29 protein-coding genes and 1 pseudogene are annotated in these 26,624 nt (G+C 67.7%); 12 read left to right on the top strand and 18 right to left on the bottom strand.

The window, feature by feature from the left end; translation table 11 throughout:
• Positions 1 to 21 precede the first annotated feature (21 nt).
• On the top strand, positions 22 to 267 hold the full coding sequence (locus AB0H36_RS12120; RefSeq protein ID WP_360520411.1) for a hypothetical protein: 246 nt from the start codon (positions 22 to 24) through the stop codon (positions 265 to 267).
• Between the two features lie 60 nt (positions 268 to 327).
• Here the strand turns inward: AB0H36_RS12120 and AB0H36_RS12115 are convergent, their stop codons facing one another.
• The gene (locus AB0H36_RS12115; RefSeq protein WP_360520408.1) at positions 328 to 1,311 is read right to left on the bottom strand and encodes a CopD family protein; all 984 of its coding nucleotides are present in this window, start codon (positions 1,309 to 1,311) and stop codon (positions 328 to 330) included.
• A gap of 261 nt (positions 1,312 to 1,572) precedes the next feature.
• On the opposite strand from AB0H36_RS12115, the gene AB0H36_RS12110 reads away from it, so the two are divergent.
• The 4 genes from AB0H36_RS12110 (at position 1,573) to AB0H36_RS12095 (ending at position 5,597) form a co-directional block, all read left to right on the top strand.
• Complete coding sequence (locus tag AB0H36_RS12110) at positions 1,573 to 2,346, top strand: hypothetical protein (protein ID WP_360520405.1); 774 nt, start codon at positions 1,573 to 1,575, stop codon at positions 2,344 to 2,346.
• A 296-nt stretch (positions 2,347 to 2,642) separates the two neighbouring features.
• A complete protein-coding gene (locus tag AB0H36_RS12105) occupies positions 2,643 to 2,960 on the top strand; it encodes a hypothetical protein (RefSeq protein ID WP_360520402.1) in 318 nt (105 codons plus the stop codon).
• A gap of 24 nt (positions 2,961 to 2,984) precedes the next feature.
• Entirely contained in the window at positions 2,985 to 5,099 is a 2,115-nt protein-coding gene (gene acs, locus AB0H36_RS12100) for an acetate--CoA ligase (RefSeq protein WP_360520399.1), read from the top strand.
• 78 nt (positions 5,100 to 5,177) lie between these two features.
• Positions 5,178 to 5,597: a VOC family protein gene (locus AB0H36_RS12095; RefSeq protein ID WP_360520396.1), complete on the top strand. Its 420-nt coding sequence runs from the start codon at positions 5,178 to 5,180 to the stop codon at positions 5,595 to 5,597.
• A gap of 257 nt (positions 5,598 to 5,854) precedes the next feature.
• Here AB0H36_RS12095 and AB0H36_RS12090 read toward each other — a convergent pair whose 3' ends face one another.
• Positions 5,855 to 6,247 carry a hypothetical protein gene (locus AB0H36_RS12090; RefSeq protein WP_360520393.1) on the bottom strand — a complete coding sequence of 131 codons (393 nt, stop codon included), beginning with the start codon at positions 6,245 to 6,247 and terminating at the stop codon, positions 5,855 to 5,857.
• 273 nt (positions 6,248 to 6,520) lie between these two features.
• A complete protein-coding gene (locus AB0H36_RS12085; RefSeq protein WP_360520390.1) occupies positions 6,521 to 6,748 on the bottom strand; it encodes a hypothetical protein in 228 nt (75 codons plus the stop codon).
• A gap of 238 nt (positions 6,749 to 6,986) precedes the next feature.
• Here AB0H36_RS12085 and AB0H36_RS12080 point away from each other — a divergent pair, with 238 nt between their 5' ends.
• Positions 6,987 to 7,196, top strand: coding sequence for a hypothetical protein (locus tag AB0H36_RS12080; RefSeq protein WP_360520387.1), 210 nt, complete (start codon positions 6,987 to 6,989; stop codon positions 7,194 to 7,196).
• Here AB0H36_RS12080 and AB0H36_RS12075 read toward each other — a convergent pair.
• Positions 7,157 to 10,579: an NAD-glutamate dehydrogenase domain-containing protein gene (locus AB0H36_RS12075; RefSeq protein ID WP_360520384.1), complete on the bottom strand. Its 3,423-nt coding sequence runs from the start codon at positions 10,577 to 10,579 to the stop codon at positions 7,157 to 7,159. The genes AB0H36_RS12080 and AB0H36_RS12075 overlap by 40 nt on opposite strands.
• Before the next feature lie 119 nt (positions 10,580 to 10,698).
• Between AB0H36_RS12075 and AB0H36_RS12070 the strand changes: the two genes are divergently transcribed.
• Both AB0H36_RS12070 and AB0H36_RS12065 read left to right on the top strand, forming a co-directional pair.
• Positions 10,699 to 11,610: an ABC transporter ATP-binding protein gene (locus tag AB0H36_RS12070; protein ID WP_360520381.1), complete on the top strand. Its 912-nt coding sequence runs from the start codon at positions 10,699 to 10,701 to the stop codon at positions 11,608 to 11,610.
• Positions 11,607 to 12,410 (top strand): ABC transporter permease subunit, encoded by an 804-nt coding sequence (locus AB0H36_RS12065; protein WP_360520378.1) that lies wholly within the window; start codon positions 11,607 to 11,609, stop codon positions 12,408 to 12,410. Before AB0H36_RS12070 ends, AB0H36_RS12065 begins: the two co-directional genes overlap by 4 nt.
• Before the next feature lie 204 nt (positions 12,411 to 12,614).
• On the opposite strand, the gene AB0H36_RS12060 is transcribed toward AB0H36_RS12065, so the two are convergent.
• The 5 genes from AB0H36_RS12060 to AB0H36_RS12040 are packed head-to-tail and all read right to left on the bottom strand — an operon-like array spanning position 12,615 to position 14,816.
• Complete coding sequence (locus AB0H36_RS12060) at positions 12,615 to 13,067, bottom strand: type II toxin-antitoxin system VapC family toxin (RefSeq protein ID WP_360520375.1); 453 nt, start codon at positions 13,065 to 13,067, stop codon at positions 12,615 to 12,617.
• Positions 13,057 to 13,326, bottom strand: a complete 270-nt coding sequence (locus AB0H36_RS12055) for a type II toxin-antitoxin system prevent-host-death family antitoxin (RefSeq protein ID WP_360520372.1) — start codon at positions 13,324 to 13,326, stop codon at positions 13,057 to 13,059. The genes AB0H36_RS12060 and AB0H36_RS12055 overlap by 11 nt, the downstream gene beginning before the upstream one ends.
• Positions 13,327 to 13,360: 34 nt before the next feature.
• On the bottom strand, positions 13,361 to 13,930 hold the full coding sequence (locus AB0H36_RS12050; protein WP_360520369.1) for a hypothetical protein: 570 nt from the start codon (positions 13,928 to 13,930) through the stop codon (positions 13,361 to 13,363).
• 54 nt (positions 13,931 to 13,984) lie between these two features.
• Positions 13,985 to 14,365 (bottom strand): VOC family protein, encoded by a 381-nt coding sequence (locus tag AB0H36_RS12045; RefSeq protein ID WP_360520366.1) that lies wholly within the window; start codon positions 14,363 to 14,365, stop codon positions 13,985 to 13,987.
• 16 nt (positions 14,366 to 14,381) lie between these two features.
• Complete coding sequence (locus AB0H36_RS12040) at positions 14,382 to 14,816, bottom strand: hypothetical protein (protein WP_360520363.1); 435 nt, start codon at positions 14,814 to 14,816, stop codon at positions 14,382 to 14,384.
• Between the two features lie 343 nt (positions 14,817 to 15,159).
• Between AB0H36_RS12040 and AB0H36_RS12035 the strand changes: the two genes are divergently transcribed.
• Positions 15,160 to 16,134, top strand: a complete 975-nt coding sequence (locus tag AB0H36_RS12035; RefSeq protein WP_360520360.1) for an alpha/beta hydrolase — start codon at positions 15,160 to 15,162, stop codon at positions 16,132 to 16,134.
• A 36-nt stretch (positions 16,135 to 16,170) separates the two neighbouring features.
• Here AB0H36_RS12035 and AB0H36_RS12030 read toward each other — a convergent pair whose 3' ends face one another.
• From AB0H36_RS12030 to AB0H36_RS11995, 8 genes are all read right to left on the bottom strand, one after another.
• Positions 16,171 to 16,545, bottom strand: coding sequence for a hypothetical protein (locus tag AB0H36_RS12030; protein ID WP_360520357.1), 375 nt, complete (start codon positions 16,543 to 16,545; stop codon positions 16,171 to 16,173).
• 131 nt (positions 16,546 to 16,676) lie between these two features.
• Entirely contained in the window at positions 16,677 to 16,826 is a 150-nt protein-coding gene (locus AB0H36_RS12025) for a hypothetical protein (RefSeq protein WP_360520354.1), read from the bottom strand.
• Between the two features lie 353 nt (positions 16,827 to 17,179).
• Positions 17,180 to 17,758, bottom strand: coding sequence for a GerMN domain-containing protein (locus AB0H36_RS12020; protein WP_360520351.1), 579 nt, complete (start codon positions 17,756 to 17,758; stop codon positions 17,180 to 17,182).
• A gap of 472 nt (positions 17,759 to 18,230) precedes the next feature.
• Positions 18,231 to 18,854 (bottom strand): hypothetical protein, encoded by a 624-nt coding sequence (locus tag AB0H36_RS12015; RefSeq protein WP_360520348.1) that lies wholly within the window; start codon positions 18,852 to 18,854, stop codon positions 18,231 to 18,233.
• A gap of 36 nt (positions 18,855 to 18,890) precedes the next feature.
• Complete coding sequence (locus AB0H36_RS12010) at positions 18,891 to 19,034, bottom strand: hypothetical protein (protein ID WP_360520344.1); 144 nt, start codon at positions 19,032 to 19,034, stop codon at positions 18,891 to 18,893.
• 72 nt (positions 19,035 to 19,106) lie between these two features.
• On the bottom strand, positions 19,107 to 20,708 hold the full coding sequence (locus AB0H36_RS12005; RefSeq protein ID WP_360520341.1) for a polyketide antibiotic transporter: 1,602 nt from the start codon (positions 20,706 to 20,708) through the stop codon (positions 19,107 to 19,109).
• Complete coding sequence (locus AB0H36_RS12000; RefSeq protein ID WP_360520338.1) at positions 20,705 to 21,607, bottom strand: ABC transporter ATP-binding protein; 903 nt, start codon at positions 21,605 to 21,607, stop codon at positions 20,705 to 20,707. Before AB0H36_RS12000 ends, AB0H36_RS12005 begins: the two co-directional genes overlap by 4 nt.
• A gap of 84 nt (positions 21,608 to 21,691) precedes the next feature.
• Positions 21,692 to 22,324 carry a TetR family transcriptional regulator gene (locus AB0H36_RS11995; protein WP_360520336.1) on the bottom strand — a complete coding sequence of 211 codons (633 nt, stop codon included), beginning with the start codon at positions 22,322 to 22,324 and terminating at the stop codon, positions 21,692 to 21,694.
• 434 nt (positions 22,325 to 22,758) lie between these two features.
• Here AB0H36_RS11995 and AB0H36_RS11990 point away from each other — a divergent pair, with 434 nt between their 5' ends.
• From AB0H36_RS11990 to AB0H36_RS11980, 3 genes and pseudogenes are all read left to right on the top strand, one after another.
• Positions 22,759 to 23,205, top strand: coding sequence for a CBS domain-containing protein (locus AB0H36_RS11990; protein WP_360520334.1), 447 nt, complete (start codon positions 22,759 to 22,761; stop codon positions 23,203 to 23,205).
• Positions 23,206 to 23,224: 19 nt separating this feature from the next.
• A pseudogene (locus tag AB0H36_RS11985) lies at positions 23,225 to 24,529 on the top strand (ArsB/NhaD family transporter); the annotation flags it as partial.
• Positions 24,530 to 24,550: 21 nt separating this feature from the next.
• Positions 24,551 to 25,729 carry a cation:proton antiporter gene (locus AB0H36_RS11980; RefSeq protein ID WP_360520332.1) on the top strand — a complete coding sequence of 393 codons (1,179 nt, stop codon included), beginning with the start codon at positions 24,551 to 24,553 and terminating at the stop codon, positions 25,727 to 25,729.
• A gap of 2 nt (positions 25,730 to 25,731) precedes the next feature.
• Here the strand turns inward: AB0H36_RS11980 and AB0H36_RS11975 are convergent, their stop codons facing one another.
• Entirely contained in the window at positions 25,732 to 26,508 is a 777-nt protein-coding gene (locus AB0H36_RS11975) for a hypothetical protein (RefSeq protein ID WP_360520330.1), read from the bottom strand.
• Between the last annotated feature and the right edge of the window lie 116 nt (positions 26,509 to 26,624).

The following is a 26,624-nucleotide window of genomic DNA, read 5'->3' as shown; positions in this document are numbered from 1 at the left end:
CCGTGTACCAATCGGCCCTTGATGCTGCGCTCCGGCCTCGACGCCGCCGTGACCGTCAGCGATCAACAGGCGGCCACCGCGGTCCACGACCTCGACGCGGTCGGCATCGACGCCGGCCCATGCGGCGCGGCGACCCTGGCGGCCAGCAGGGTCGGCCTGACACGGTACCGCGACGACATCGCCGTACCGGCGGATGCAACGGTGCTGCTGCTGAGCACTGAAGGCCGAGCGGCCAACCCACTCTCCGACTCGGCGAGTACCCCATGACTGAGCTGAGGGCGAGCCACGCCGACCGGCTTGGGCACGGCGGCCGATCGAGATGCCGAGTCAGGTGGCAGCCCGGGCAAGGGCTGCGGTGAGGACGAGTGTCGCGGCGCCGAGGGCGAGTTCGGCGCCGATGAACAGCGCGATGAGTTGCACGGGCGCCGGTCTTGATTGCAATCGGCGTACGTAGGCTTGGCTGCCGGTGGCGGCGCCGAGCATGCCGGCAATGGCCAGCAGTTTGGCGAACAGTGCGGCGCCGTACGCGGAGGTGATCAGTGGCTGGAAGCCCCCGGCGTGCAGCAGCGCATGCGCCGTACCGGTGAGTGCGAGGGTCGTGACGCAGGCGATCGCGAGCCACGAGAAGCTTCCGAGGATGCCGTGCAAGACGATCGGGTCAGGTCGCGGCACTACAGCCACAGCGAGGGCCGCCAGCCCGCCCACCCAGCCGGCCGAAGCGAGAACGTGGAGCTCAGTGAGCGCGATCGCCGGCACCTCAAGATGGCCTGGCCGGGCGGCGACGACCGTCATGGCCAGCGACAGCACCAGCATCACGCCGACCGCCCCGCTGGCCCCGCGCCCCCGCGCGAGGTCCCTCAGCCACATGAGTGCAACCGCGCAGATCACCAGTCTGGCCAGCATCGCTATCGCTGGGCGGGCGAATAGCAAAGTCGATGCTGTGGGGACGGCTTCGGCACCGAAGCCGGCGCCAACCATCGTCGTGGCCACGCCGACCAAGCCTGACAGTGCGACCAGACCGAGCCCGAGCCAGGCGAGCCTGATCAGGTTGCGATCGCTGCGCCCCGACGGCCAGACCAGCAGCCAGAACCCCAGCGTGCCAACGAACAAGGCGACACCGGCGTACCCGGTCACTCTGGCCGTATCGGTCAGCACCGGAACCGGTGCGGACGGCAGCACGCCGGGTCGCAGTACGGCCAGAGCCGCGAGCGAGGCGCAGCCGACACACGTCGCCAGCCGGATCGCCGGAGCACGCTGAGCCTCTCCTGAACCGATTCCGGATCCGGCGTGCCGGAAGACAAGGTTGGTCACGAAGCACAACCCTCGATGGCGGGCCGCCGCGGCCCCCGAGGGCAGCAACCGCAGCGTAACGCAGTCCCTACTCCGCGGGTACGAAGACGGCTCACCCTGTGGACAGCGCCGAATTTTCACTATCGTCGTAGCGGCGTGCAACCGTTTGATTGCGCATTGTTGATCATGGATCCCGGGTCGCGGACGCCAGATCGAACTGCCTGTGGGAACGGGCAATCTATTGGGGCTAACGCCGACTGACCGGACCAGGGGAGCACGATGATGGTGAAGGCGAGGCGTAGCCGGCCCGTTCGGCGGCGTACCGCGCGACGCGTCGTCGTGGCAGCCGTGGTCCTTGGTTTGGCCGGTGGTGGCGCGCTCGCGGTGCAGTTGGCCGGCAGGGATTCGGGTACCGCGGGCCGCGACGCGCAGGGCGTGTCGACGGGAGTTCGGGCGACCGAGGTGCCCTCGCAGGCCGCGGAGACTGGTCCACCGACACCAGCGGGTACGGCGGCCGAGCTGTCGCCGAGTGCAGCGCTGGCTGCCTGCGCGGGTTCGCTGACGGCCGGGGACCCGGTGCTGTCGGCTGCGCGGATCGGCGTCGACCATTGGAGTCAGCACGTGCAAGCACGCACCGACCTGCTGGCCGGACTGCAGACGGAGGCCGTGACGAGGGCGATCTGGAAGCGGACCCGATTGGCCGGACCGGGCGATCAGCAGCAGTACGCCGCGGCACTCAGCGCCTGGAACCCACACTCGTCGAAGTGCGCGGGACTCGAGCCGACCACTGAAAACACACGATTCCGGGCGGCGGCGGCCGCGTGCCAGACCCGGGCTGCGGTCGTGACCCGCGCGATCGCGGCGTCGCGGCCGGCCATGACGGATTGGCAGACCCACCTGGCCAACATGACACGGCACGCCGCCGGAGAGATGACCGCGGAGCACGCACAACACCTGTGGGAGGAGTCTTGGCGTACGGCGCCCGCTCACATCTCGGCGTACCGGGCCGCGATGGGCGACGTTGCGAAAGCCCCAGCCTGCGCCCCAACCGAATGAGCCCTGACTGCCCTGGCCTCTGGTCGGGGCGACCACGCCAGCAGACGGTCAGCGCCGCGGCTGTCGCGCAGTTCAACCACCGCGAATTGACCCGCTGAGTCCGGCCGGCTTCGGCCCGTGGTGCAGGGCGCCGCCTCTGCCCGCCGTACAAGTGGGCCGCGTATTCCTGATGGCGGGGATACGCTGAAGTGTTACGGGTTTTGGGTATGCCGCGACATGGTGACGTCAGCGATCGGACTGCGACGGGCGAGGTTCTTGCCCGCACGGAGGTCGGCGTGTGCCCCTGTTCATTGCCGATGGGGGAGAGCGGTCGGGCGGCGATGGTGATGACTCAGCAGTACCTGGCCGGTGAGTTGTCGCTGCTCCTGGCGCAGCTGCGGGCGGTGGCCACGGATGGAGACTCCGCGCAGGAGGTCGTTGTGCTGCGCCGCGAGGCGGAGACGCTGCCACCGACAGCGCTGGCGTCCGTGGCGAGTCGAGCGATTTCGCTCGCCGACCGGATCTGCTGGGAGTCGATCGCCAGGGGCGACACTGCGTCGTTCAGCCATCAAGCTGAAGCCGCCGCCAGGCTGCATGAATTCAGCGTGTGCGCTCAGTTGCTGGACGACGACTAGGCCATCTTCTATCGGAGGTGAGCGATGACTGCACGACCAGAGGGCCAGTTGTCCGAGGCGCAGATCGCCGTGCACTGGCGGGAGGAGGAGTACTACCGTCCGTCGGCCCGTTTCATCGGCCAGGCGAACGCGGCCGACCCGGATGTCAGCGAGCGGTTCGGCGAACAGCATTTCCCGGACTGTTTCAGGGAGTACGCCGACCTGCTCTCGTGGGACTCCTATTGGCACACGACACTGGACAGCAGCAACCCGCCGTTCTGGAAGTGGTTCGTCGGTGGGCGCTTGAACGCGTGCTACAACTGCGTCGACAGGCACCTGACGACCAGCCGCAACAAGGCGGCCGTCATCTGGGTACCCGAGCCGGAATCCGAAGAGACGAAGGCGATCACCTACCAGGAGCTGTACCGGCGAATCAACGAGTTCGCCGCGTTGTTGCGCGACTTCTGTGGCGTGCGAAGTGGTGACCGGGTGACCTTCCACCTGCCGATGGTTCCGGAGCTGCCGGTGTCCATGCTGGCGTGTGCGCGGCTGGGCGTCATTCACTCCGAGGTGTTCGGCGGCTTCAGCGGTACGGCGTGCGGCGGCCGCGTCGCCGATTCCGGGAGCAACATCCTGGTCACGATGGACGCCTACTACCGCAATGGCGAATTGGTCGATCACAAGGCGAAGGCCGATGAGGCGGTCGCGGCCGCCCACGAACTCGGCCACGAGGTGGACAAGGTCCTGGTCTGGAGGCGCCACCCCGGCGAGTATGCGTCGCAGACCCCGATGGTCGCCGGCCGTGACTACTTCGTCGACGAGCTGCTGCGCGAATACCGCGGCGCGGTCGTCGACCCGGTCTCGATGCCTGCCGAGGCTCCGCTCTTCCTGATGTATACGAGTGGTACGACGGGACGCCCGAAGGGATGCCAGCACTCGACGGGCGGCTATCTGGCCTACGTCGCCGGTACGTCGAAGTACTACCAGGACATCCATCCTGAGGACACCTACTGGTGTGCGGCGGACATCGGCTGGATCACGGGGCATTCGTACATCGTCTACGGTCCGTTGGCGCTCGGGACGACGAGCGTGATGTACGAGGGAGTTCCGACGTACCCGGACGCCGGGCGGGTGTGGCGGATCGCCGAGCGGCTCGGCGTGAACATCTTGCACACCGCTCCGACCACGATCCGGATGCTCCGCAAGCTTGGGCCGGACGAACCGGGCAAGTACGACTACCACCTCAAGCACATGACCACGGTGGGGGAGCCGATCGAACCCGAGGTGTGGCGCTGGTACTACGAGGCCGCAGGCAAGAGGGAGGCGGTGATCGTCGACACGTGGTGGCAGACGGAGACCGGAGGATTCCTGGGTAGCACTCTGCCCGCGCTGCAGCCGATGAAGCCTGGCAGTTGCGGGCCTGGTGTCCTCGGTATCTATCCGGTGATCTACGACGAGGACGCCAACGTGGTCGAGGCCGGCAGCGATCGGGCCGGCAACATCTGCATCCGCAACCCTTGGCCGGGAATCTTCCAGACGATCTGGGGTCAGCCCGACCGGTTCGTACAGATCTACTACGAGAAGTACTGCCGCGATCCCGAGAGCAAGGACTGGCGCGACTGGCCGTACTTCGCCGGCGACGGCGCCGTACAGGCAGCCGACGGCTACTTCCGCATCCTCGGCCGGGTCGACGATGTGATCAACGTGGCCGGACACAGGCTGGGCACGAAAGAGCTCGAATCGGCATGCCTGACCGTGACCGAGATCGCCGAGGCCGCCGCCGTACCTGTGGTCGATGAGGTCCGGGGCCGAGCGGTCGAACTGTACGTCGCGCTCAAGCCGGGCAACGAGGCGAGCAAGGACATCGAGAACAAGGTGTCCGATGCGATCGTCCGCGAGATCGGCAAGATCGCCAGGCCCAAGAACGTCTGGATCGTGAGCGACATGCCGAAGACGCGTTCGGGCAAGATCATGCGGCGAGTGATCGCCGGGATCTCGAACTTCGCCGACGTCGGAGATGTTTCGACGCTGGCGAACCCCGAGATCGTGGATCACATCCGGCACCGGGTGCAGAGCCAGAAGTTGGAGCAAGGCGAGGTGCCTCGCGAACTGACGCCGGAGGAAGCCGCAGAGGTCAAGGCGTTCGGCCGCTCTGAATGACACACGCAACGCGGTAGGTCGGCCGGCAGTCGGTGGGAGGACAATTGGCACCGCTGAACCGATCGGAAGGAGGAACTGGTGAATCCCGACGACTTCCCGGCTCCCGCGGAGGGTTTTGTGCTCACCCACTTTCTGGTGGTGTCCGACCAGGAACGTTCCCGGGAGTTCTATCGCTCGCTGTTCGACGGGCAGGTGCTGGTCGAGCGTGATCCGGTCATCATGAAGGTCGCCAACAGTTGGCTGATCCTCAACGCGGGTGGCGGCCCGACGGACGACAAGCCCACCGTCACGCTCGAGACTCCGCCCGACCCCGACCGAACGAGCGCCTTCCTCAACGTCCGAGTGGCAGACATCGAACAGATCTACACGGACTGGACGGCGAAGGGGGTCGAGTTCCTCACCGAACCGAAGGACCATGGGCGCGAGATCCGTGCGTACGTGCGCGATCCGGACGGCCACCTGATCGAGGTCGGCCAGACAACGGGTCTGCTCGCCTGAGCGGAGCCCCGTGGTAGTCGCCGCCAGTGAACGGGCAGGAGCGCCACGCGTCGTCCGGCCGCTCCGTGCCAGGCGAGACGAACCCCCGTTCGCCGAGTTCAACCCGGTCGAGGCGGAGACGGAGGTGACCTTCGAGTTCGCGACCGCCGCCGACGGCGTTGACCTGGGGAGCGTCGTGCACCCGATTCGACATGTGTTCTGAAGGGACATGTCTGACAGGGTGTGTAGGGAGATGTCGGACGCCTGATGGCCGTGGCTCAGGTGTGGGTCGTGGCGGATCTGGTGGTCTCGATGGAGGTTCGGTTCGCGATCGGCGCGTTCGCGGCGTTGGGTGATCCGTCGGTGTCGGTGACGGAGTCGTGCCGGCGGTATGTGTCGAGGCGCTGGTGGCGATGCATCACCCGGCTGGTCGTCGAGGGCTGGGATGCCGGGGTCGCGATCGTGCGGGTGATCGATGACCACTCCCGCAAGATCTTGGCCACCGTGGCCGCCGCGGCCGGGAACGCCGCCTCGGTGCGGGCGTGCACGGCGGTCGCGCTGGACCGGCACGGCAAGCCGGTGGTGCCTTGCGGCTTGACCTGCTCGTACGCGGCCGCGCGGATGGTGGCGACGATGATCACACCGTCAACCCCGAGCAGCCGCAAGATCATCCCGTTGGACACGCACCCCCCAGGTAGGTCAGCTCGACCTCGTCGAGCCTGGGCAGCCGCGCTACGGCCGATCTGGACCATCGCCACAGTACGGCGCAGCCGCCGGAAATCATGACAACCACCGCCACGACCGTGCCGATGATTTGCGCGGTGTCCACCGGGTCCGTGCTGAGCCACATGACGGCCAACGCGCCGGCACCAGCCAGCATCAGCAGCCAGGCCAGCCTGCCCTGTCGGAAGCCGGCCGGGCAGGTGGCACCGGAGAGGTCAGGGTCAATCGACGCGGTCTGTCGGTGTCTGGTCGTACCCCGGTGGTGGGTTGGTGGAGACATGTTGATGGTCTGTTGGGTCGTAGTGCGCCGCGGTCTGACTCGGGCCATGACGTCGCGAGGACTTGGCGGCGGTCACTGTTTCGAGACCGACGACATACAGGGTCCACAGTGCGTAGCCGACCGCGACCAGCACGATGACGATCAGCGGAATCGCGATAGCCGCACCCATGAGGAGCCTCCAGTGCAGGGATCCTTCCCAGTACCCCGTAGCCGGCGCCTGTATTCGGTAGCTCCAGCAACTCTGCTAGGGACCAGCAGGTGGTAGTTCACCCACCGACCAGGTCGCCCACACCTTCCCTGCGCCCGAGCGCCGGCCGCCTTCACCGAGCCAGGGAGGGGGACCGCAGGCTTCGAGGTGAAGGCGGCACCTTCAGCTTAGGTACAGTCCTCGATCCGAGAGGCGGTGAATGGTAACGATTGCACGTCAACAAGCACTGGATTTCTGGGGCGAGTGGCACACGGTGATCTTCTTCGTCCGCAACTTCACCGGCGCTGTTCTCGAGCTCGACATCGGCCCCGAGCAGGTCGACGTACGGCGGGACGAAATCCGCGCCTTCAGCGCCGGCGTGCCCGGGCATCAGGTGAGGCGAGCGCCTGGGCCTGGGTCTGCGCCCTGAAGGCTGCGTAGGCCTTCGAGGGCGACGGCGAGCATGGGTACCCCGACGTCGGCCGCTCCGCGCAGTTGTTGCAACGTGTGATCCAGGAGCGCGAGGCGGCGCGGGCGATGCTGTAGCCACGCTGCGACTGCCTGCTCCGGTGATGGTGCGGTATCGACCTCGTGGAGGATCGCGAGCGCCATGTGCTGCTGTTCGACGACCAAGTCGTCGCCGAACGCGACCCTTGCCAGGATCGACCAATGGTCGTCGGTGGGCCGCTCTGCGGCCTGCTCGCGCAGCCAGTCGATCTGGAGTTGCTCTCCCACGAGCGTAAAGATGCTGGTCAGGAAGGTGAGGTCGGCGCCAGTGGCTTCGGTGGCCTCCACCACGCCCAGCGTCAGGGTGAGCGGCTCCAGGAGGCAGACCGCACGGGCGAGCTCGGGTGGTGCGCCCTCCGCGACCAGGTCGGCAATACGGGAGTCGAGGCGCCGCCGGGGGAGTGGCGGCATGAGCTGGTCGAGGCAGCCACTCAGCTTGTCGATGCCAGGGCGGAGTCGGGCCACTTCGATCGCGGGATCCACGGCGTGCCCATGCCGCATGAACCAGCGGGCGGCGCTTTCGACGACATGCCTGGTCTCGCCCAGGAGCCGGGTCTGCAGATTGGCGTGCCGGGCGACGTCCAGGCGGTCGATCTCCGTCCAGACAGCCGGAAGAGCGAACACGTCACGCGCGGCGACGTAGGACACGACGAGGTCCTCCCGGTCCCGGCCGGTGAGCTCCTGCACCCGTAGCAGCGCTCCGGAGCCCATCCGGTTGAACGCCTCGTTGGCGAGGACGCTGCAGGCGATCTCGCGGTGGAGGGGATGGCGGGGGAGGAGATCGTTGAACTCGGCGCGCAACGCCGGCGGCAAGTATCGTGCGAGCGCGGCGGAGCCGATGTACGCGTCGTCCGGAACGCCCGACTCGAGGAGGAAGTGAGTGGCCACGTCCTTGCTGACTGCGAGTAGCACCGCGATCTCAGGGCGGGTCAGCCCGAGGCCGCCGGCCTGCCGCTGCGCGACTGCCTCCTCATCCGGCAGTGACTCGAGCGCGCGCTCCAGGAAGCCCAGGTCCTCGGCGTGCCGGATCATCTCCGTTTGCTTGTCCAGCCACCCGGCGCCCAGCGCGTGGCTGACGCTGATCGCCCGGGCTTGCGCGGCGTTGTTCGCCAGTACCTGCTCGACGATTTGTGGAGCAACCTGCCGGAGTAGTTCGTCGCGCCGGGACCGGGACAGCCGCCTGCCCTTGACCGCCGCGTCGAGCAGGATCTTGAGGTTGACCTCGCGGTCGGAGATGTCCACCCCGGCGGAGTTGTCGATGAAGTCGGTGTTGATGAGGCCACCCGCCAGTGAGTACTCCACCCGCCCGCGCTGGGTCACGCCGAGATTGCCACCCTCTACCACCACCCGGGTCCGCAGCTCGGAGGCGTCCACACGGACCGCGTCGTTGGCACGGTCGCCGACGTCGGCGTGCGACTCGGTCGAGGCCTTGACGTAGGTGCCGACGCCGCCGTTGAACAACAGATCGGCCTGGGTCCGCAGAACCGCACGGATCAGCTCATCGGCGGGGAGTTGCTCTGCTTGCACGTCCAGCAGGGCACGCGCCTGTGGTGACAGCGGCACTGACTTCGCCATCCGCGAGAACACCCCGCCACCTGAGGAGATCAGCCTGGGTTCGTAGTCGGCCCACGAGGATCCGGGCAGCCGGGAGAGTCGCTGCCGTTCGGCGTACGACGCCGCCGGGTCTGGATCGGGGTCGAGGAATACATGCCGATGGTCGAACGCCGCGACCAGCCGGATCCGGTCCGAGAGCAGCATGCCGTTGCCGAAGACATCGCCGGACATGTCGCCGATACCGACCACGGTGATCTGGTCCTTCGCCGGGTCCAGCCCGAGCTCGCCGAAGTGCCGTCGTACCGACTCCCAGGCGCCTCGGGCCGTGACTCCGAGAGCCTTGTGGTCGTAGCCGGTGGCACCGCCGGAGGCGAACGCGTCGCCCAGCCAGAAGCCGTACTCCCGGGCGATCTCATTGGCGAGGTCCGACATCGTCGCGGTGCCCTTGTCCGCGGCCACCACCAGGTACGCGTCCGCATCATCGCGGCACCGCACCCGCGGCGGCTGGGCTACCGTTCCATCGACGCGGTTGTCGGTGACGTCGAGCAACCCACGGACGAAGGTCTCGTACGCCGTTCGCACCGCCTGCCGCATCGTCTCGGCATCCGTGGCGGCAGGCGGCCGCTTTACGACGAACGCGCCCTTCGCGCCGTGCGGAACGATCACCGCGTTCTTCACCCGCTGTGCCTTCATCAGGCTGAGCACCTCGGTGCGGTAGTCCTCCGTCCGGTCCGACCAGCGCAGGCCACCTCGCGCCACCTTGGCCGTGCGCAGGTGCAGCCCTTCCATTCGCGTGGAGTAGACGAAGGTCTCGGTCATCGGCCGCGGGACGGGAAGGAACGAGAGGGCGGTCGAGTCGAGCTTCAGCACGAGGTAAGGCTTCGGGACTCCGTTGGCATCGGGCTGGTAGTAGTTGGTGCGGAGAACCGCACAGACCAGCTCCACGAACGAGCGCAGTAGCCGGTCCTCCGACAGGTTCTCGACAATCGCCAGTGCCGCTTCCATGTCGGCCAGCGCCTCTTCCTCCCGCGCGATGCCGTCGTACGCGGGGTCCAGTCGTGCATGGAAGAGTGCAACCAGGAGCCGTGTCACACGCCTGTGCGTCAGGAGTGTCCGCTCAACGTAGCCCTGGCTGAAGGCGAGGCCCGCCTGGCGAAGGTATGCGAAGGCGGCGCGTAGTGCCGACACCTCGCGCCAGGACAGGCCTGCCCGCAGTACCAGCTGGTTGAAGGCGTCGTTCTCGGTGTGCCCTGACCACACGGATCCAAAGGCGTCGGCCACTTCGTTGCGGAGCGCAGGATCGGCCTTGAGCACCGCGACCTCACGCGGCAGCAGCCGGAACTCCTCGACGCGCACCGGTGCCCGCCCGGCAGGGCGCACCTCGTAGGCCTCGTGCCCGGCGATCCGGAGGGCAAGGTTCTCCAGCACCGGGAACACGTCCGCCAACAACGCCGGTGCCGGGCTCGGCCACAGGAGCAGCAGCCGGGTGCCGTCGTCCAGATCCAGGTCGAGCTGCTCGGCGGCCAGCTGGTCGGGCACCACCAGACGCAACAGCGGTTCGCGGACCCCGGCGTACTCCTCCAAGGCTGCCACCCAGGCGCTGGCGATCGCGGGCGGGTGCGTGATGTGAAACCCCTCCGGAAACGCCCGTGCGTACCGACCCATCGTGGCGATGGCACGCGCTTGTCCAAGGCGCGCCGCGAGTGCCTCCTGGAGCCCGCCCTGCCACCCACGCAGTGAGCTGGTGGCCATGCGCTCATCGTAGGCCCGGGACATGGTGCCGGTACGCTGCAATCACTCCCGGGAGTCGCGTGACCCGCTGTCGGGGCCGCACGAAACCAGGCGGTTCGGGACCGAGTGGAGGTCGGTCGATGGGTACGGCGATCGAAGTCGAGGGACTGGCCAAGCAGTACCGCCACAAACTGGCAGTGAGTGAGGTGTCGCTGGCGGTTGCCGAGGGCGAGGCCTTCGGGTACGTCGGCCCCAACGGCGCTGGCAAGACGACGACGATCAGGTGCATGCTCGGGCTGGTCCGGCCGACCGCCGGCACGATCCGCATCCTCGGACACGACGTGGCCACCGACCTCGACGCAGTGCTGGCCGATGTCGGGCACCTACCGGGTGAGTTCGGGTTGTGGCCTCAGTCGACCGGCGCCGAGTGCCTTGAGTATCTCGGCGCGTTGCAGCGACGGCCGCCTGTCCGCAGGCGCGAGCTGTGTGACCGGCTGGAGCTGTCGCAGGCCGAGTTGCGGCGACAAGTCAGGCTGTATTCGCGGGGCATGAAGCAGAAGGTCGGCATCATCCAGGCGTTCCAGCACGAGCCCCGCGTCCTGGTACTCGACGAGCCGACCGAGGGCCTCGACCCCGTCATGAAGGAGCGGTTCGTCGGGCTGCTTGCCGAGCACCGTCAGGCCGGTGGGACCACCTTCCTGTCGTCCCACATCCTCTCCGAGGTGGAGCAGACGACCGAGCGGGTCGCGGTGCTCAGGGCCGGCCGGATCGTTCGAACCGGGACGACCGCTGACCTCACCGGCGAGCGCGTGCTCCACTGCACGCTCGTGCTCAAGCAGCCGCTCATCGGGCCGGCCGGACTCGATATCGAAGGCGTCTCGGGCCTGGACAGCGACGGCCTGGTCCACCGCTTCGAATTCCGCGGCGACATGGAACCGCTGATGAGACGGCTCGGTGCACTGCCTGTGCGGGAGTTCGTCTCCGAGCCGGAGCATCTCGCCGAGACATTCTTCGAGATCTACGGAGATCCCGGCCAGGGGAGGACGCAATGAGCTCCGTCGTACTCCGCCAGACACTGCGGCAGGTACGCCGTACACTCGGCGTCCTCAGCCTCGGCGTCGGAGCGTTCTTCTACCTGGTACTGCTCGCCTCGTCGTCGTTCACCAAGGACGCGCCGAACGTGCCCTTCTTCCAGACGCCGCCCAAGGCCATGACGGCGTTTCTCGGTGGCTCAGCCGACTTCTTCCACGCCGACGGATGGTTGAGCGCCGGCATGACCCATCCCGTCATCCTCGCCTTGCTGACCTCGTCGGCGCTGCTGGTCGCCGCCGGATCGGTCGCCGCCGAGGTCGAGCGGGGCACGATCGACCTTGTGCTCGCCCGGCCCGTCGGTCGCGTGTCCTTTCTGCTGGCGAAGGCGCTCGCCTCGATCGTGGCTGTCACCGCTGCCGAGCTGGGTGGCCTGGCGGGCGTACTGGTCGCCAGACAGACGATCGATGGAGTCGGGGAGCTGCCGATCGGGGCCATCCTCCGCGCCTTCACCGGGTCGTGGCTGCTGTTCACCGCGGTGGCCATGGTTGCCATGCTCGTGTCCGCCCGGTCGAGTCTGCGGGGGCGGGCGATCGGCATCACCGTCGGCATCGTGGTCGCGTGGTTCTTCATGAACTTCATCGCCCTGCTCATCGACGACGTCAGCGGCCTGCGGTTCGCCTCGCCGTTCCACTACTTCAGGCCCATCGACCTGCTGGCCGCGAATGCGCCCACAGCCGACTTGCTTGTTCTCGCAGTGATCCCTCCAGTCGCCCTGCTCCTGGCCGCCACAGCATTCACCCACCGCGACCTCACCCGCTGAGCACCTCACGGCCCGCACCCATGTGACGATCCTTCGACGGGCCGACGTCAGCCCACTTCGCTCGCCGGCCCACCTGAGTGCCGCTTGCCTGGAGTGAAACGAGTGATTCAGTGTCCGAGGAGGAACACGCACCTTGACCACACGCCTCGAGCTCGGCGGTTACGGGGTAGATCGAACACCGTGATTGTGCACGATGCGTTGCGGCTATCCGTGCTGTGCCGGTCTGGTGACCGGGACGACGGCGAGCAACTCGTCGAGGCCCTTGAAGTCGTCCGGGTTCGTCGTGAAGAGCGGGATGTCCTCGGCGATGGCGGTCGCGGCGATCATCAGGTCGGCGACTCGGCGCCGGGGTTTGCGGCCGGCGCTGACGACGGCGGCGCAGACTCTGCCGTAGATCCTGGCGGCGTCTGCGTCGAAGGGGACGGGGTCGAACTCGTTCTCGGCGCGTTGGAGGACGTCCATCCGTCGGGCGCGCTCGGCGTGCTCGTCGTAGTCATTCTGCTCGTCGTTGCCGCGGACCTCGTGGGGGCCGGCGGACAGTTCTGCCAGCGTGATGGCACTGATCGCGACCTCGGACGGGAGCTCGGCCGGATCGATCCACTTGCGCAAGATCATGATGTTGGTGTCCAGAAGACCCTGCTGGTATTCAGCGGGCATAGGGGTCGTCCAACTGCTGGTCGGACGTGGTGTCCTGGTCGGCGCGGAAGGCGTCGACGGAGATGTCTGGCGCTGTCCGGGACATGGCGGCGAATTCGGCGCGCGGGACGAAACGCCGCCGACGCCGCAGCGGGATCAACTCGCCGATTCGGTGGCCGTCGCGCGTGACGGTGAAGGACTGGCCGCTCTGGACGGCGTCCATGATCTCTTTGGACTTGGTGCGCAGATCGCGCTGGGTGATCTCTGGCTGTCCCGTCATGGTAATCATGATAACTCGGCTGTGACACGGTGTGCTACTCGGTAGCACACCGTGGGGCGGAGGGGCATTGCAAGACCAGCGCGAACGCTAGCGCGGCGGCGATGTGGATCGTCAGAAGCGCTGGCCGGTACGCGCCGTCTCCGGCCGCGCCGAGCGCGACGACGTGCGAACTGTAGAGCGTCAGGGTCATGCTGCCGGCGGCGATCAGTGGCTGCAGTACGGGTGCTGCGCGGCGGGCAACAAGCAGACAGGGGCCGAGTATGGCGACTGCTGTGCCGATGGTGTGCAGCAGGTCGAGCGGCGTTCCTGAGTGCGGACCGGATACGGCGAGCCACCACCAGGATGTCGTGGATGTGGTGCCGCCGAGCGAGGTTGACAGCCTGCGTTCGAGGGCTGGACTACCGACGATCCGGTCGGGGCCGCCGGCCGGGTAGAGCAGTGTCCAGGATGCGGCCTTGGTGAGGACGGCCAGGCTCGCGCCGCCGACGCGTGGGCCGTCAGCGACTCCTGGTGAGTCGGGAGCGAGCCGGCCGACGGCCAACCCGGCGAGCAGGTACGGCGCTGCGCAAGGGCACGGCCGCGTGCTGATCGTTGCCGATGCCAACCGCTTGCCGTCCGGAAAAGAACGCGCTCGCAGTCGATCCGACGGCCGGTACGGTTACCGGATCGGGGCGCCTTCGGGGGTGTAGGTCGCCAGTTCGACCTGGTAGCCGTCGGGGTCTTCCAGGGTGAGTGCTTGCGCCGGGGCGGTGGCCGCGGTCCGGGGATGGATGTCCCCGTGCACGGCGTGCAGTTCCTCGGCGCGCTCGTAGATGTCGTGAATCGACGCGTCGGTCATCAGACAGATGCTGATCGATCCGCGGCGTGCCGGGGTGCCCTCGCGGAGCCGGATGGCCTGTCCGCCGACGACGAAGGACACCTCGCCCTCGTGGTCGCGCGTGGCCCGTGAGCCGGTCAGGGTGGACCACCACCGGCGGCTCGCGTCGAGGTCGGAGACGTTCAGTACGACGTGGTCGAGACAGTTCGCGTGGATCTTCATGTTTCGACTCCTTCCACTATGTCCGACGATCCGCCGGATGGTCGCCGCGCGTCCAGATCCGGCCGTCTGGTTCGGCGCAAGATGTCGGTACGACGCCGTCGTGGCCGGCCACCGACGCCGCCGGAATGGCGATCGCGCCGCCCAGGTCGGTCCAGAAGTTCAGGAAGCCGTGCTTGGCGTCCGCAACGCGCCGCTGAGCGGATACCCGGGGCAGCCCAGGATCGGTCGTTTCGAGGCCGTCGTCATCGGCTCCGACGTCGAGGCCGCGGGCAAGTTCGCACCTTCCGACGCGGGCATCACCCGCATGCACCAGATCGTCGTCTGGAGCCAACGGCGAACTTCCGGCCGAGCCCGACCGACTCCCCGCAACGCGATGCGTCGGCTGGACCCGCGACCTGCAGATGTTCCTGTCGGCGGCGACCCGGAACGCGAAGGTGGTCCTGTTCTTCACCAAGCTCGCCGGGCCGCCGCAGCCTGGGCCGCGCTGGGGCCACACCGACAGGTGGCGGCGTCCTGGCGTCCGGCCTCGACCGGCCCTGAGACCGGTCGCCTACGGCAGCGGCTGGCGCCCGGCGACCCGGGTCCGCTCCGGCGAGATGCCGGACGGTCCAGCGTGGGAGAACGTGCCGCGGTCGTGCGCTGGCGCTCGACAGACGACAACGCCGTCCTTCGCCATGTCGCGCGCGGACTCGGCGCACCAAAGGGCCCGCTGCAGTAGACGCACTCACCCCTCACACGCGCTGGTGAAGGCCGTTGCGACTTCGGCAATCCACAACGGGGCATAGCCTGGGATCGTGCAGTACGCCGACTGGGGTGAGCGTGCCGCTCGCTGGTCTGGAATTCGCAGCGAGACGGTCGATCTGCACGGTGCGAGGGTGCACTACCTGGCAACTGATCAGATGCGGTCAGTGGAGGTGCCCGTGCATCTGCTCGTTCCCAACCCGGCCAACAGCGCGTCGAACTGGCTCGACGTACTCGCGGAACTGCGAAGACACGCGCGCGCGATCGCGGTGGATATGCCCGGCACGATCGCCGGCCATACCGCGCTGCCGAACGGGCGCGCGGCGAGTATCGAGGCCAGCGCACTGTTCCTGAGCGATTTTGCTGACGCACTCGAGCTCGATCGGGTTGTGGTTCACGGCTGGTCCGCGGGTGGGATGGTTGCCTTGCTGTTCGCCGACCAGGCACCCGCACGGGTCGCCGGGCTCGTATTGGTGGTGCCTGCACTTCCTCCCCCAGTGAGCGACGGCGAGGCGCGCATGTGGCAAACGCTCGGCAGAGCCGGGTTGGCCATCGGCGCACCGGTCGCACTTGGGTTGGTCCGCGTTTCAGGGCGGCGCATCCTCGCTGCGCAGCTGCGGGTACTGGACGATCCCGCGTCGATTGCGGACAGCCGATGGAACACGGGCGGTGACTTGACGAGAATGTCCCCGGAGATCGCCGGTCTCCTGCGGGATGAGATGTCGGCGGTCGAGCCGACGCGTTTGGGAAGCGCGGTCAGGGTGTATGCCTCGCTCATGTCGCTGATGTTCGTCCGGCGGCGACTCGTGCTCGACGTGATGCGCCGGGTTGCATCGCCGACTCTCCTTGTCTGGGGCGATGAGGATCGTCTCACTTCCCGCGCGTCGATCGATGACTGGACGGCGCGGCGGCCTGACTGGGACCTGGTGGTCCTGCACGGCGTGGGCCACGCACCGCCGCTCGAGGTTCCGTCCGATTACGCTCGCGCGGTCATCGACTGGTGTGATTCACGGGTCCGCGACCTGTAGAGCTATGCGGAAGTTGCACGCACATTGACCACGCCTCTACGGCTTGGTGCCGCCCATCAAGTACACATTCTCCATCGAGATCGCCATGCCGCGGGAGAAGGTGGTCGGGCTGCTCGAGGACCCGGCACAGCGGCCGAAATGGCTGCGGGCCTGGTGCTGCACGAGCCGCTGAGTGGGGAGGACGGGCAGCTGGGCGGCAAGCCGCGGGTCGTGATGCAGATGGACCAGCGGACCTTCGAGGGCATCGAGACCATCACCCGCCGGGGGCCGGCAGACCTGCGCGAGCTCCAGACAACGAGCGTCGTTCACTCCTGCCTCGGAGGGCCGCGAGCCACTAGCGATCGCCCAGACCTGGTTCAGCGGCGGCCGGACGAGCCGTCGGTGGCCCTTGATGCGCGCAGTTGACAGCATGTCCACGACGTGCTTGCCGAGCGGGTCGGGGGCGGCGCGGCCGTAGTAGTCGCCGCCCGCGACCTTGCCGACACGTCGCTTGCGTCCGGCAGCGGAATCGTTGCAATAGGCAACAGTTGCCGCGCGACTGATCAGATCCGCGGAAGCTGCTCGTCCGGGTTCTCGTCGGGGTCGACCTCGGGCTCTGGGTACGGCGTGATGTCCGGATCGTCCGGCTGGTCTTGACCGGGCAGGTCCGGGTCGAGTGGATCGGGCGGCGGTGGAACTGGTGTCGTGGTCATGGTGCCTCCTGGAGTTGGACGGACATCGGTGGGGAGATGCGGACCGCCGTGCTGTCGCTACCAAGCCGTCGGGCCTGCCAGGCGCCATCCGCGGACGGGCAGTCAGCGCAGCAGAACCTGGGTCTGTGTGTCGATCTGGTACCCGGCAGGACCGGATTCATGTGTAGGTGAAAGCTGACGGGGATCGCGCTGTCGATGCCAGCCAACCGGCGACGCGAACTGGTCCGGGCGCTCGATGCCTTTGCCGCGGCAGTCGACGAACCCGCCGTAGTCGCCGAGGCTGCGTGGCTGCACGGCGTACTGGCTGTCGGCCCGCTCGCTGGTGCACTGGTCGGGCCGGGACTGAGGTTGTATCAGCGCGCACGAAGTGATGCATAGTCGCCCGCGGTCAGCGGCTCGGTTGTCAGCGCGCCGTCGGCAAGCAGGGTCTCGACGGGGACGCCGCCGCGTTGGAACGTCACTTGGTCGATGGACGGCAGCGCCGTGAAGGACAACACGATCTGGCCGACCGCGAGCACGTTCTCGGTGCTCGATCGTCCTTCGGTCTCGCCTCCGAGTTCGAGCACCACGCGAGTTCCCTGGATCTCGGCCACCGACAGTTGCAGGCCGTCCGGCAGGGCTGAGGTGATTCCGTTGGCCTGCTCGGTCTCGTTGGGCCCGGCTTGCAGCGCCTGGATGACGGTGTCGATGCGGTCTGTCTGCGCAGTGCTCGGTGCCTCGCGCAACAATCCGACCAAGCGGTCGTTGCGGACGAAATCAACCTGGACGGCCGGCATGCCGGGGACGGCAGTCGCCGGAGTGGCCGGCTGTTGAGGGCTGCGAAGTACTGTCGGGACGACTTCTGGGTCGATAGGGGCCGGCGTCGACTGCATCGGCACGCCGCACGCCGCCAGCAGCAGTACCGCCGGCACGAGCCATCGTGTCGGTGTCAAGCGCCGCCTCCGCATTCCATCGTCTGGCGGGGCGGATTCACCAGGTTGGCCGACCGAAACGCCACAAGGCCGAGGACGGCGTTGTGGTGGGATGCATGCGACGGACGCCCCTCAACGGCCGTCGCAGCATCCACTCGGCCCGGTGTGCAAGCGACCATCCGCCCGGACCTGTCGACGACGCTAGAACACGAAGCGACAGGCATCCAGCGCCGCGATCACCGCCAGGGGGAATGTCAAGAAGTCTCAATCCCCACGTCAAACAACCGCGAGATCCGGAGCGGTCTGCCGCGAGTCCGGCTGCGCGACCGACAGTGCGACACCTGAGGTTGACCCGGCCGGGTGGGGGTTTCTTGACCGGCCGGGTCAGACGTCCGCCGGAAACCCGTCCGGCTTGTGTCACGCTGCGACGATAACGCCGGCCTCGTGCTCTGCGACTACCTCCGCAAGACCGTCACAGACTCTGAACATGCGCTCAATGTGCCGTCACGAGCAGCTGAATCGGGCCATCGTTGACGACCAGAACCACTGCGCCGACGACGTGGATCGTCGTGAATGTCAGGAACAGTGGATCAGGCCAGGCGAAGCGGTACGACGCGCGTGCGGCGCGATTCTCAGCTCCGATCCGAGCCTTTGCGGCAGCCCGGTTGATGAGTCTCGCGAGGTCGGCCTGTGTGCCGAAGTCACCGGCGGCTACCTGGGCGTTGGCCGCCTCGACCCCAGCCGCGACGAAGCTGCGGTAGCTCGTCGTGATCCGCAGGTTGCTACCGCTGGTCGCAGCAGTGACGTGGGTCAGCGGGATGTCAGCTCGCCGGAGCGGGTTGCGCACGACGACGTGTGTCCGGGTTACGGCAAGCGACGACGACGCGTAGAGGTAGAGACCGCCCAGCAGGACAAGGAAGAAGATCTGCAACCACCAGTCGCCGCCGGTGAGGTCGTCGCCCTTGCCTTCCGGGAAGTAGGTCAGGGACACGCTGAGGACGGATTCTCCGACGAGGAAGGCGCCTGCGATCGTTCGCAGAACCGGTCGGTGGTAGCGCACGTCGGCGTCCGGATAGCCGGCGATCCCGCGCGCAGTCCTGGGGCGCAGCAGCGTCATGTGGTCCTTCCTCCGAACGGGCGGCAGTAGGCGTTGCTAGCGGTCCCAGGCTTCGGCGAGTGACTTGAGCCTGGCTCGTACACGACGGGATGCGGCAGCGAACTCGTTCACGGTGATGCCTCCGAGCACGATGCCGGCCGTCGCGACGATGGCGAAGAAGAACGGTCCAGGACCCGACATGGATCCAAGGATGCCTCATCCGCTGATGCCGTCTCCCGGCTGAGCGTTCGGTCGGGAGACGGCGCGCGGTGGTCAGGAGGATTCGATGTCGCGGTGGTGGAAGAGGGTGCTGCCGGTGACTGCGAGGGTGGCGGCGAGGGCCGTCAGTACTGCGAGGGGCGTCACTGGCAGGTCCGCGAGTGGCATGGCTGTGGTGTGGGCGAACGGCGACAGATCGGTCACCCAGCCGGGGAGGTCGAGGAGGGCGCCGAACATGCCGAAGAAGACTGCGTAGGCGACGACGATCCACGCGAGGGTGGCCAGCGCCGGGCGCAGGCCGAACAGCGCCGCCGTGAGACCCGCGATTAAAGCCACCGCCGGGAGGAAGGCCAGTGTGCCGACCGTGACTTCGGCGACGGTGCTCAGGCCGGCGTCTCCGGTGGCGGCGCCGATACCGACGCCAAGTCCGCTGAGAGCCAGCAGGATGGCGGACGCGAGGGTCGTGTAGCCGAGCCAGGCGAAGTACCAGCGGGGTCGGCTGACCGAGGTGGCGAGCGTTGCCTCGGTGTGGCCGCTGCGTTCCTCGGACCGCAGCCGAAGTACCGATGTGACAGCGAAGGCGCCGACGAGCAGAGCGAAGAACAGCGCCATGGTGGCGTAGAACGCGTCGAGTGGATCTTGGCCGTTGGCGGTGAAGATCTCGCCCATCTGCGGGTTGTTGGCGACGGCGTCGGTGACGGAGTCGCTGAGCGATCCGCTGGGTACGGCGAAGACGAACAGCCCAGCCGCCCATCCGGTCAGAGCGGTGCGCTGCTGACGGACCGCAAGGCCGAACGGTGTCGACAGCGACGGTGCGGCGTCAGCCCGGCCCAGCCTGGCCGGGATCAGCCCGGCGCCGACGTCACGCCGTACGGACAGGAAGTAGCCGACGGCAACCGACGCCGCTAGTACCGCGATCGACAACAGGAGCGGCCACCAGCGCAGGTCCACGAAGGGCCGAGCTTGCTGAGTCCAGGCCAGCGGCGACAGCCAGGACAGGAAGTTGCCGCCGGGCTGGGAGACGTCACCGATCGCGCGGAGGAGGAAGGCGGCGCCGACAGCGGCCATGGCGAGACTCGAGGCGGCGCGGGAGTGCTCGGTCAGTTGCGTGGTGACGGTGGCGATGCCTGCGAAGGCGAGTCCGGTGAGGCCGATGCCGGCGCCGACGGCGAACGAGTCGGCCGCGGCCAGGTCGCCGCTGAGCATCGCGAGCGCGGTGAGGAGGGCGACGCCGATGTTGGCGATCACCGCCACGATGAGGGCAGCGGTGGTGGCGGCGTGCCGTCCGACGACGGTGGAGCGGACGAGTTCGGCGCGTCCGGTTTCCTCCTCGGCGCGGGTGTGGCGGGTGATGAGGAAGATGCTCATCATCGCTGCGGGGATGGCGAGGTAGAGCACCATTTCGTTGGTGATCATCGCGCCGAGGGTGTAGTTGTCGAGGCCGTAGCCGGGGCCGGACATCATGGTGGCGGCGGGGGAGTCCATGAGTTCGGCCCGGACCTGGCGTTCTTCCGGAGTGCCGTAGACGGTAGGGAGGGCGCTGACGGCGTACAGCATGCCGAGGCCGATGCCGCCGATCCAGATCGGCAGTTTGACCCGGTCGCGGCGTAGTGCGAACCGGACCAGGGTGCCGGTAGCGGTGAGGTTCTCGTTCATGCCTGCGCTCCGACGAGTTCGTCGCCGTACTGGCGGAGGAAGAGTTGCTCCAGTGATGGGGGAGCGCTGTGCAGCGTGCGTACACCGAACTGCCCCAGCGACTGTACGACGGCCGGCAGGTGGTCGGCGTCGACGTCGAAGGTGACCTCGCTCCCGTCATAGCGCAGGTCGTGGACGCCTGGGACCGTCGACAGTGCAGTGGGGTCGCGGTCGACGGCGACGGTGATCGTTGTACGGGTGAGGTGCCGTAGCTCGGCGAGAGTGCCGGACTGGACGGCGCGGCCGTTGCGGATGATCGTGACCGTGTCGCACAGCTTCTCGACCTCGGCGAGGATGTGGCTGGACAGGAGCACCGAGCGCCCGGCCTGCTTCGCCTCGGCGATGCATTCCTGGAAGACGGTCTCCATCAACGGATCGAGACCGGAGGTCGGTTCGTCCAGGACGAGGAGTTCGACGTCGGATGCGAGCGCCGCGACCAAGGCGACCTTCTGGCGGTTGCCCTTGCTGTAGGTGCGGCCCTTCTTGGTCGGGTCGAGCTCGAAGCGGTCGAGCAGCTCGGCCTTGCGGGTCTTGTCCGAACCACCGCGCAGCCGGGAGAGTAGGTCGATGGCCTCGCCTCCGGTCAGATTCGGCCAGAGGCTGACATCCCCGGGGACGTAGGCAAGCCTCCGGTGCAGTGCGACCGCGTCGGCCCATGGTTGACGTCCCAGCACCGAGACGTCGCCGGCGTCGGCTCGGAGCAGGCCGAGCACGATCCTGATGGTAGTGGACTTTCCGGCCCCGTTCGGGCCGAGGAAACCGGCCACCTGGCCGGTCGGTACGGACAGGTCGAGCCCGTCGAGCGCCTTGACCTGACCGAAGGACTTGTGCAGTTGGGAAATCTCCAGGGCAGCAGCCATTGCTGAACCTCTCCAGAGTGATCCGGGGCAACCCGGCGAAATGTCGTCGTGGGGACGCCGCTGCGGGCGTCGTGTCCGCGCGTACTACGGCTTCGGGGAGCCGTCGGGCGGATCGCTGACGTACAGCAGGTACTCGTCGAGCATCGAACGGTCGACGAACAGCCCGTCGGTGAACAACTCCAGCGCGGGCAAGGTGATCTCGTTCGAGAGCCTGCGGAGCTCGGTGCGGAAGTCGTCCAGCTCCACCGGGCCCTGGCGCAGGGACATCCACAGCAGCAGCGAGCCCATCCCCTGGTAGGTCAGGTACCGGGCGCGGCCGGCGGGGTCTCGGCTCGGCCTGATCATGCCGGCCTGAACGCCGGCCTCGAGGTACGTCTCGGCGTCGGCGCACATCTGCTCGACGAAGGCGTTGCCCAGCTCGCCACCGGCCTGCATGCTGCGCAGTGAATACAGGGCGTGCGGCGCGTACTCCTCGATCTCGGCGAGTTGCGCGATCATGCCCGCCGGGCTACCGGTGGTCGCCTTCGTCTTCTCCGAACGGATGACCTCGAGCACATAGACGTCACAGGCCTTGCGTAGTCCGTCCTTGGAGCCGAAGTGGTGGACCACCAAGCCGGCGGTCACTCCCGCGTCGGCCGCGATCGCCCGCAAGCCGGCGGCAAAGCCGTCGCGTCCGAACCGGAGGATCGCCGCGTCCCGGATCCGCTCAGCCGTCATCGCCCCGGCTCCACCAACGGGCGGGGCGTCCGACACCCGGATTGAACGCACGTTCAAAGACTAAACCGCTGTTCAATCGGGGCGCAAGACCGCGCCTGTCGGTTATGGCAGCTGTCCAAGCTGCGGTTCCGATCCTCGCAGTCCTGCAGTCTCCGAGAACGCAGTCGCTGTCGCGGCCGGTGGATGTTGCTGTCGACAACAGACGGTTGCGGTTCCCGGCTGAAACGGGGTCAGGGTGTGGCCTCGGTTGCTCCGGGCACCGGGAATGGGAGAGGGTAGGAATCGGAGCGCCGGGAAGTCTGGTCGGCACGCCCGCACCCGTCTGGGATGTGGGCGGTTCGCGACGTCCTGGGAGGTCTCCGTGCCGAGCAGTTCCGCGTGTCGCCAGGCTGTGCCGACGTCACCTGTCCGGCGGTCCGGCGTACTGTGGGACTGTGCACGGAAAGCAGATGGCCGAGGAGTATCCGGTGATCGGCTTGGACGACGACGCCCGTCGGGCCGTGGAGTTGCTCGCCTCGCGTCGGCTGCCGGGCTTGATCGTGACCGGCGAGGACGGGAGTCCTTACGCGGTGCTGCCGGCGTCGCAGGTGGTGAAGTTCCTGGTGCCGACGTACGTGCAGGACGACCCGGCGCTGGCCCGGGTGATCGAGGAGTCTCTGGCCGATCAGGTGGCCGACAAACTGTCCGGCGTGACGGTGCGCAAGTTGCTGCCGGCGGAGCCCACCGAGGTGCCGGTGGTGAACCACGACGACACGATCCTGGAAGTCGCGGCGATCATGGCTCGGCTGCGGTGCCCGCTGGTCGCGGTCATGAAGGACAAGGAGATTCTGGGCGCGGTCACCGCGTCCCGGCTGCTCGAGCTGGCGACGACGCCGCGCTGACCGGCGCGAATCCGCCGTACGGCGGGTGCCGCGGATGACCGTCATCGCGGTGCTGGTGTTCGTCGTCGCCTATGTGCTGATCGCGACCGAGTGGACGCACAAGCTCCTGGCCGCACTCGGGGGTGCGGCGGTGTTGCTGGCACTCGGGGTCACGGATGCCGAGCACGCGTTCTATTCGCACGAGACCGGTGTCGACTGGGATGTCATCTTCCTGCTGTTCGGGATGATGGTGATCGTCGGCATCGTTCGGCGTACCGGGGTGTTCGAGTACATTGCGATCTGGGCGGCGAAGCGGGCGAAAGGGTCGCCGTTGCGGGTGATGATCCTGCTCACGCTGATCACTGCGGTGGCCTCGGCCCTGCTCGACAATGTGACCACCGTGCTGCTGATCGCGCCGGTGACCTTGCTGGTGTGCGACCGGCTCGGTATCAATCCGGTGCCGTTCCTGATCGCGGAGGTGCTGGCTTCCAACATCGGTGGTGCGGCGACGCTGATCGGTGACCCGCCGAACATCATCATCGCCAGCCGGTCCGGGTTGACCTTCAACGACTTCCTGATTCACATGGCGCCGCTGGTGGTCATCACGCTGATCGTGTTCACGCTGGTGCTGCCGTGGCTGTTCAAGGGCTCGTTCACGGTGGATCCGGACCGGGTGGACGGGGTCATGCGGCTGAACGAGCGCGAGGCGATCGAGGATCCGCGGCTGCTGATCAAGTGCGGCGCGGTGCTGCTGCTGGTGTTCGTCGGCTTTGTCGGCCGCGCGGTCGTGGACATCGAGCCCTCGATCGTGGCGCTGCTCGGGGCGGGGCTCCTGGTGCTGATCTCAGGGGTGGAGACCCGGCACTACATGGCGAGTGTGGAGTGGCAGACGTTGCTGTTCTTCGCGGGCCTCTTCATCATGGTCGGCGCGCTGGTCAAGACCGGCGTGATCGGCGAGCTGGCCGATCAGATCGGCGAGGTGATCGAGGGCCGCGCGCTGCTGGCGGTGATGCTGATCCTGGTCGTGTCGGCGGTGCTGTCCGGGATCGTGGACAACATCCCGTACGTCGCGACGATGAGCCCGGTCGTCCTCGAGCTGACTAAGAGCATCCCGGATCCGGTGCAGGCCGAGGCGTTGTGGTGGTCGCTGGCGATCGGCGCGGACTTCGGCGGCAACGCGACCGCGGTCGGGGCGAGCGCCAACGTGGTGGTCATCGGGCTCGCCCTGCGGGCCGGTCATCCGATCAGCTTCTGGGAGTTCACTCGCAAGGGTGTGGTGATGACCGCGATCACGATCATTGTTGCGGTGCCGTACCTGTGGTTGCGCTATTTCGTGCTGGCCTGATCGCCTCGTGGGGGATTGCTGATGCTGCTGCTGTGTTTCGCCGTGGTGCTGTTGCTCGCGGTGCTGGTGTCGAGTCTGGCGCACCGGACGATCCTGTCCACGGCCGTGCTGTTCCTGCTTGCCGGATTCGTGCTCGGCCCGGAGACGTCCGGCGTCCTGGACCTGCGGCCGGAGTCCGATGTCGTGGCGATCCTGGCCGAGCTCGCGCTGTTCGCCGTACTGTTCACCGACGGCATGCGGGTTGGGTGGGCTGACCTCCGCTCGGCTTGGCGACTGCCCGGGCGGGCGCTTGGCTGGGGATTGCCGCTGACCCTCGTCGTCACGGCGGTGGCGGCGCACTACGTCGCCGGCCTCGACTGGCCGGAGGCCCTGCTGGTCGGGGCGATCCTGGCGCCGACGGATCCGGTGTTCGCCTCGGCACTGGTCGGGAACGACAAGGTTCCGGCGCGCTTGCGGCATCTGCTCAACGTGGAGTCGGGAGTGAACGACGGCCTGGCGTTGCCGTTCGTGATGGTGTTCCTGGCGATCGCGGCGCATTCCGAGGACCTGCATCTCGGGGAGCTGGCGCTGGAGTTGGGCCTGGGCATCGTCATCGGCGTGGTGGTTCCGTGGGTGGCCATCCGGCTGGAACGAACCCGGTTCTTCTCCGCGTCGACGCAGTACGAGCCCTTGAACGCGGTGGCGATCGGACTCCTGGTGCTGGCGCTCGGCAAGACGATGCACGGCAACCTGTTCCTCGCCGCGTTCGCGGCCGGGATCACCGTCGCCACCTTCGGTCCGCGGCAGCGGGAGGCGTTCGAGCACTTCGGTGAGCTGATCTCGGAGTCGCTCAAGCTGGCTGCGCTGCTGGTGTTCGGCGCGCTGATCTCGCTCGAGTTCCTCGGCGAGATCTCCTGGCAGGGGTGGGTCTTCGCGATCGTCGCGCTGGTCGTCGCTCGGCCACTGGCCCTGGCGGTGTCGTTCTTCCGCTCTGGTCTGGGAGCCCGCGAACAGATCGCCGCGATGTGGTTCGGCCCGAAGGGATTTGCCTCAGTCGTCTACGGCCTGATCGTGGTGGAGTCAGGCATCCCGGCCGCTGACGAGGTCTTCCATCTGGTCGCGCTCACCATCGTGCTGTCGATCATCGCCCACTCGTCCACCGACGTCGTCGTCGCCCGCTCCTTCGAGCACGCCGACCTGAAGGCGACGGCGCAGACCTAGTGTCAGGTTCCGGACTGAGTCGCGGCCAGGACGGACGTGGCCTTGTCGGCGGCGGTCGTCGTCGCGCCATCGATGTCTTCGGGCACACCCGCGACGACCGTGACCGCCAGCACCACGTCATCGATACCGGTGGAGATCATGGTGACCTCGAGCCCCTCGAGGGGGCCGGACGAGGCAGTGAAGCGTACGGCGACCGGATCAGTGCCGGCCCGTGGCGCCGAGACCTCGCGGACGCTGATCGGGGAGCGGCCCTCACCGGGAATCGACAGGGTCATGGTGCGGCACGCGGCGACGGCTTGTTTGAAGGACTTCTGGAACGCCTGTACGGCGGCGGTCGACCCCAGCGCGTCGAGACTCTCGTCGATGAAGGGCCCTTGTGCGCCGCCGGAGTAGGACTTGGTGGCTGACGCCTTCGATCCGGGTAGCGTGTCGGCGTTGGAGAGGGTCACCAGCCGGGCGCAGCGCGGGTCCTTCGACGCGAGGGTGACGTCGCCGTCCTCGCCGCTGTCACCCGTTTCGATCGAGAAGCCGGCCGGCAGGTCTTCCAGTGCCAGCAGGGCTTTGGCGAGTTGGGCGGCGGTCCGGACCGGCTTCGCGGCCGGACTCGAGGGCGGTACGACGCTCGGCGTCGTAGCGGGCGGAGTCGCAGTGCTGGGAACGGGCGTCGGCGACGCCGCCGTGGACGGACTGGAGGACGCCGCGTCACCGCCGCCGGAGCAAGCGGCCAGGGCAAGCACGAGTACTGCGGCAGCGCAGGCAGGGCGGATGGACTTCGGCATCTTGATCGTCTCCTGGTGAGGGCATGGGTCAGGCGTCGCCGACCAGACTTCCCGGCACACCAGCAAGGCAGTTTCATCGTTGGGTACCGAAACGTTGCCGGCTCGGTACACCGCGC

It is taken from the genome of Kribbella sp. NPDC050820 (genome assembly GCF_040653975.1).
GTDB lineage: Bacteria > Actinomycetota > Actinomycetes > Propionibacteriales > Kribbellaceae > Kribbella.
This window is presented reverse-complemented; position numbering and strand designations above follow the sequence as displayed.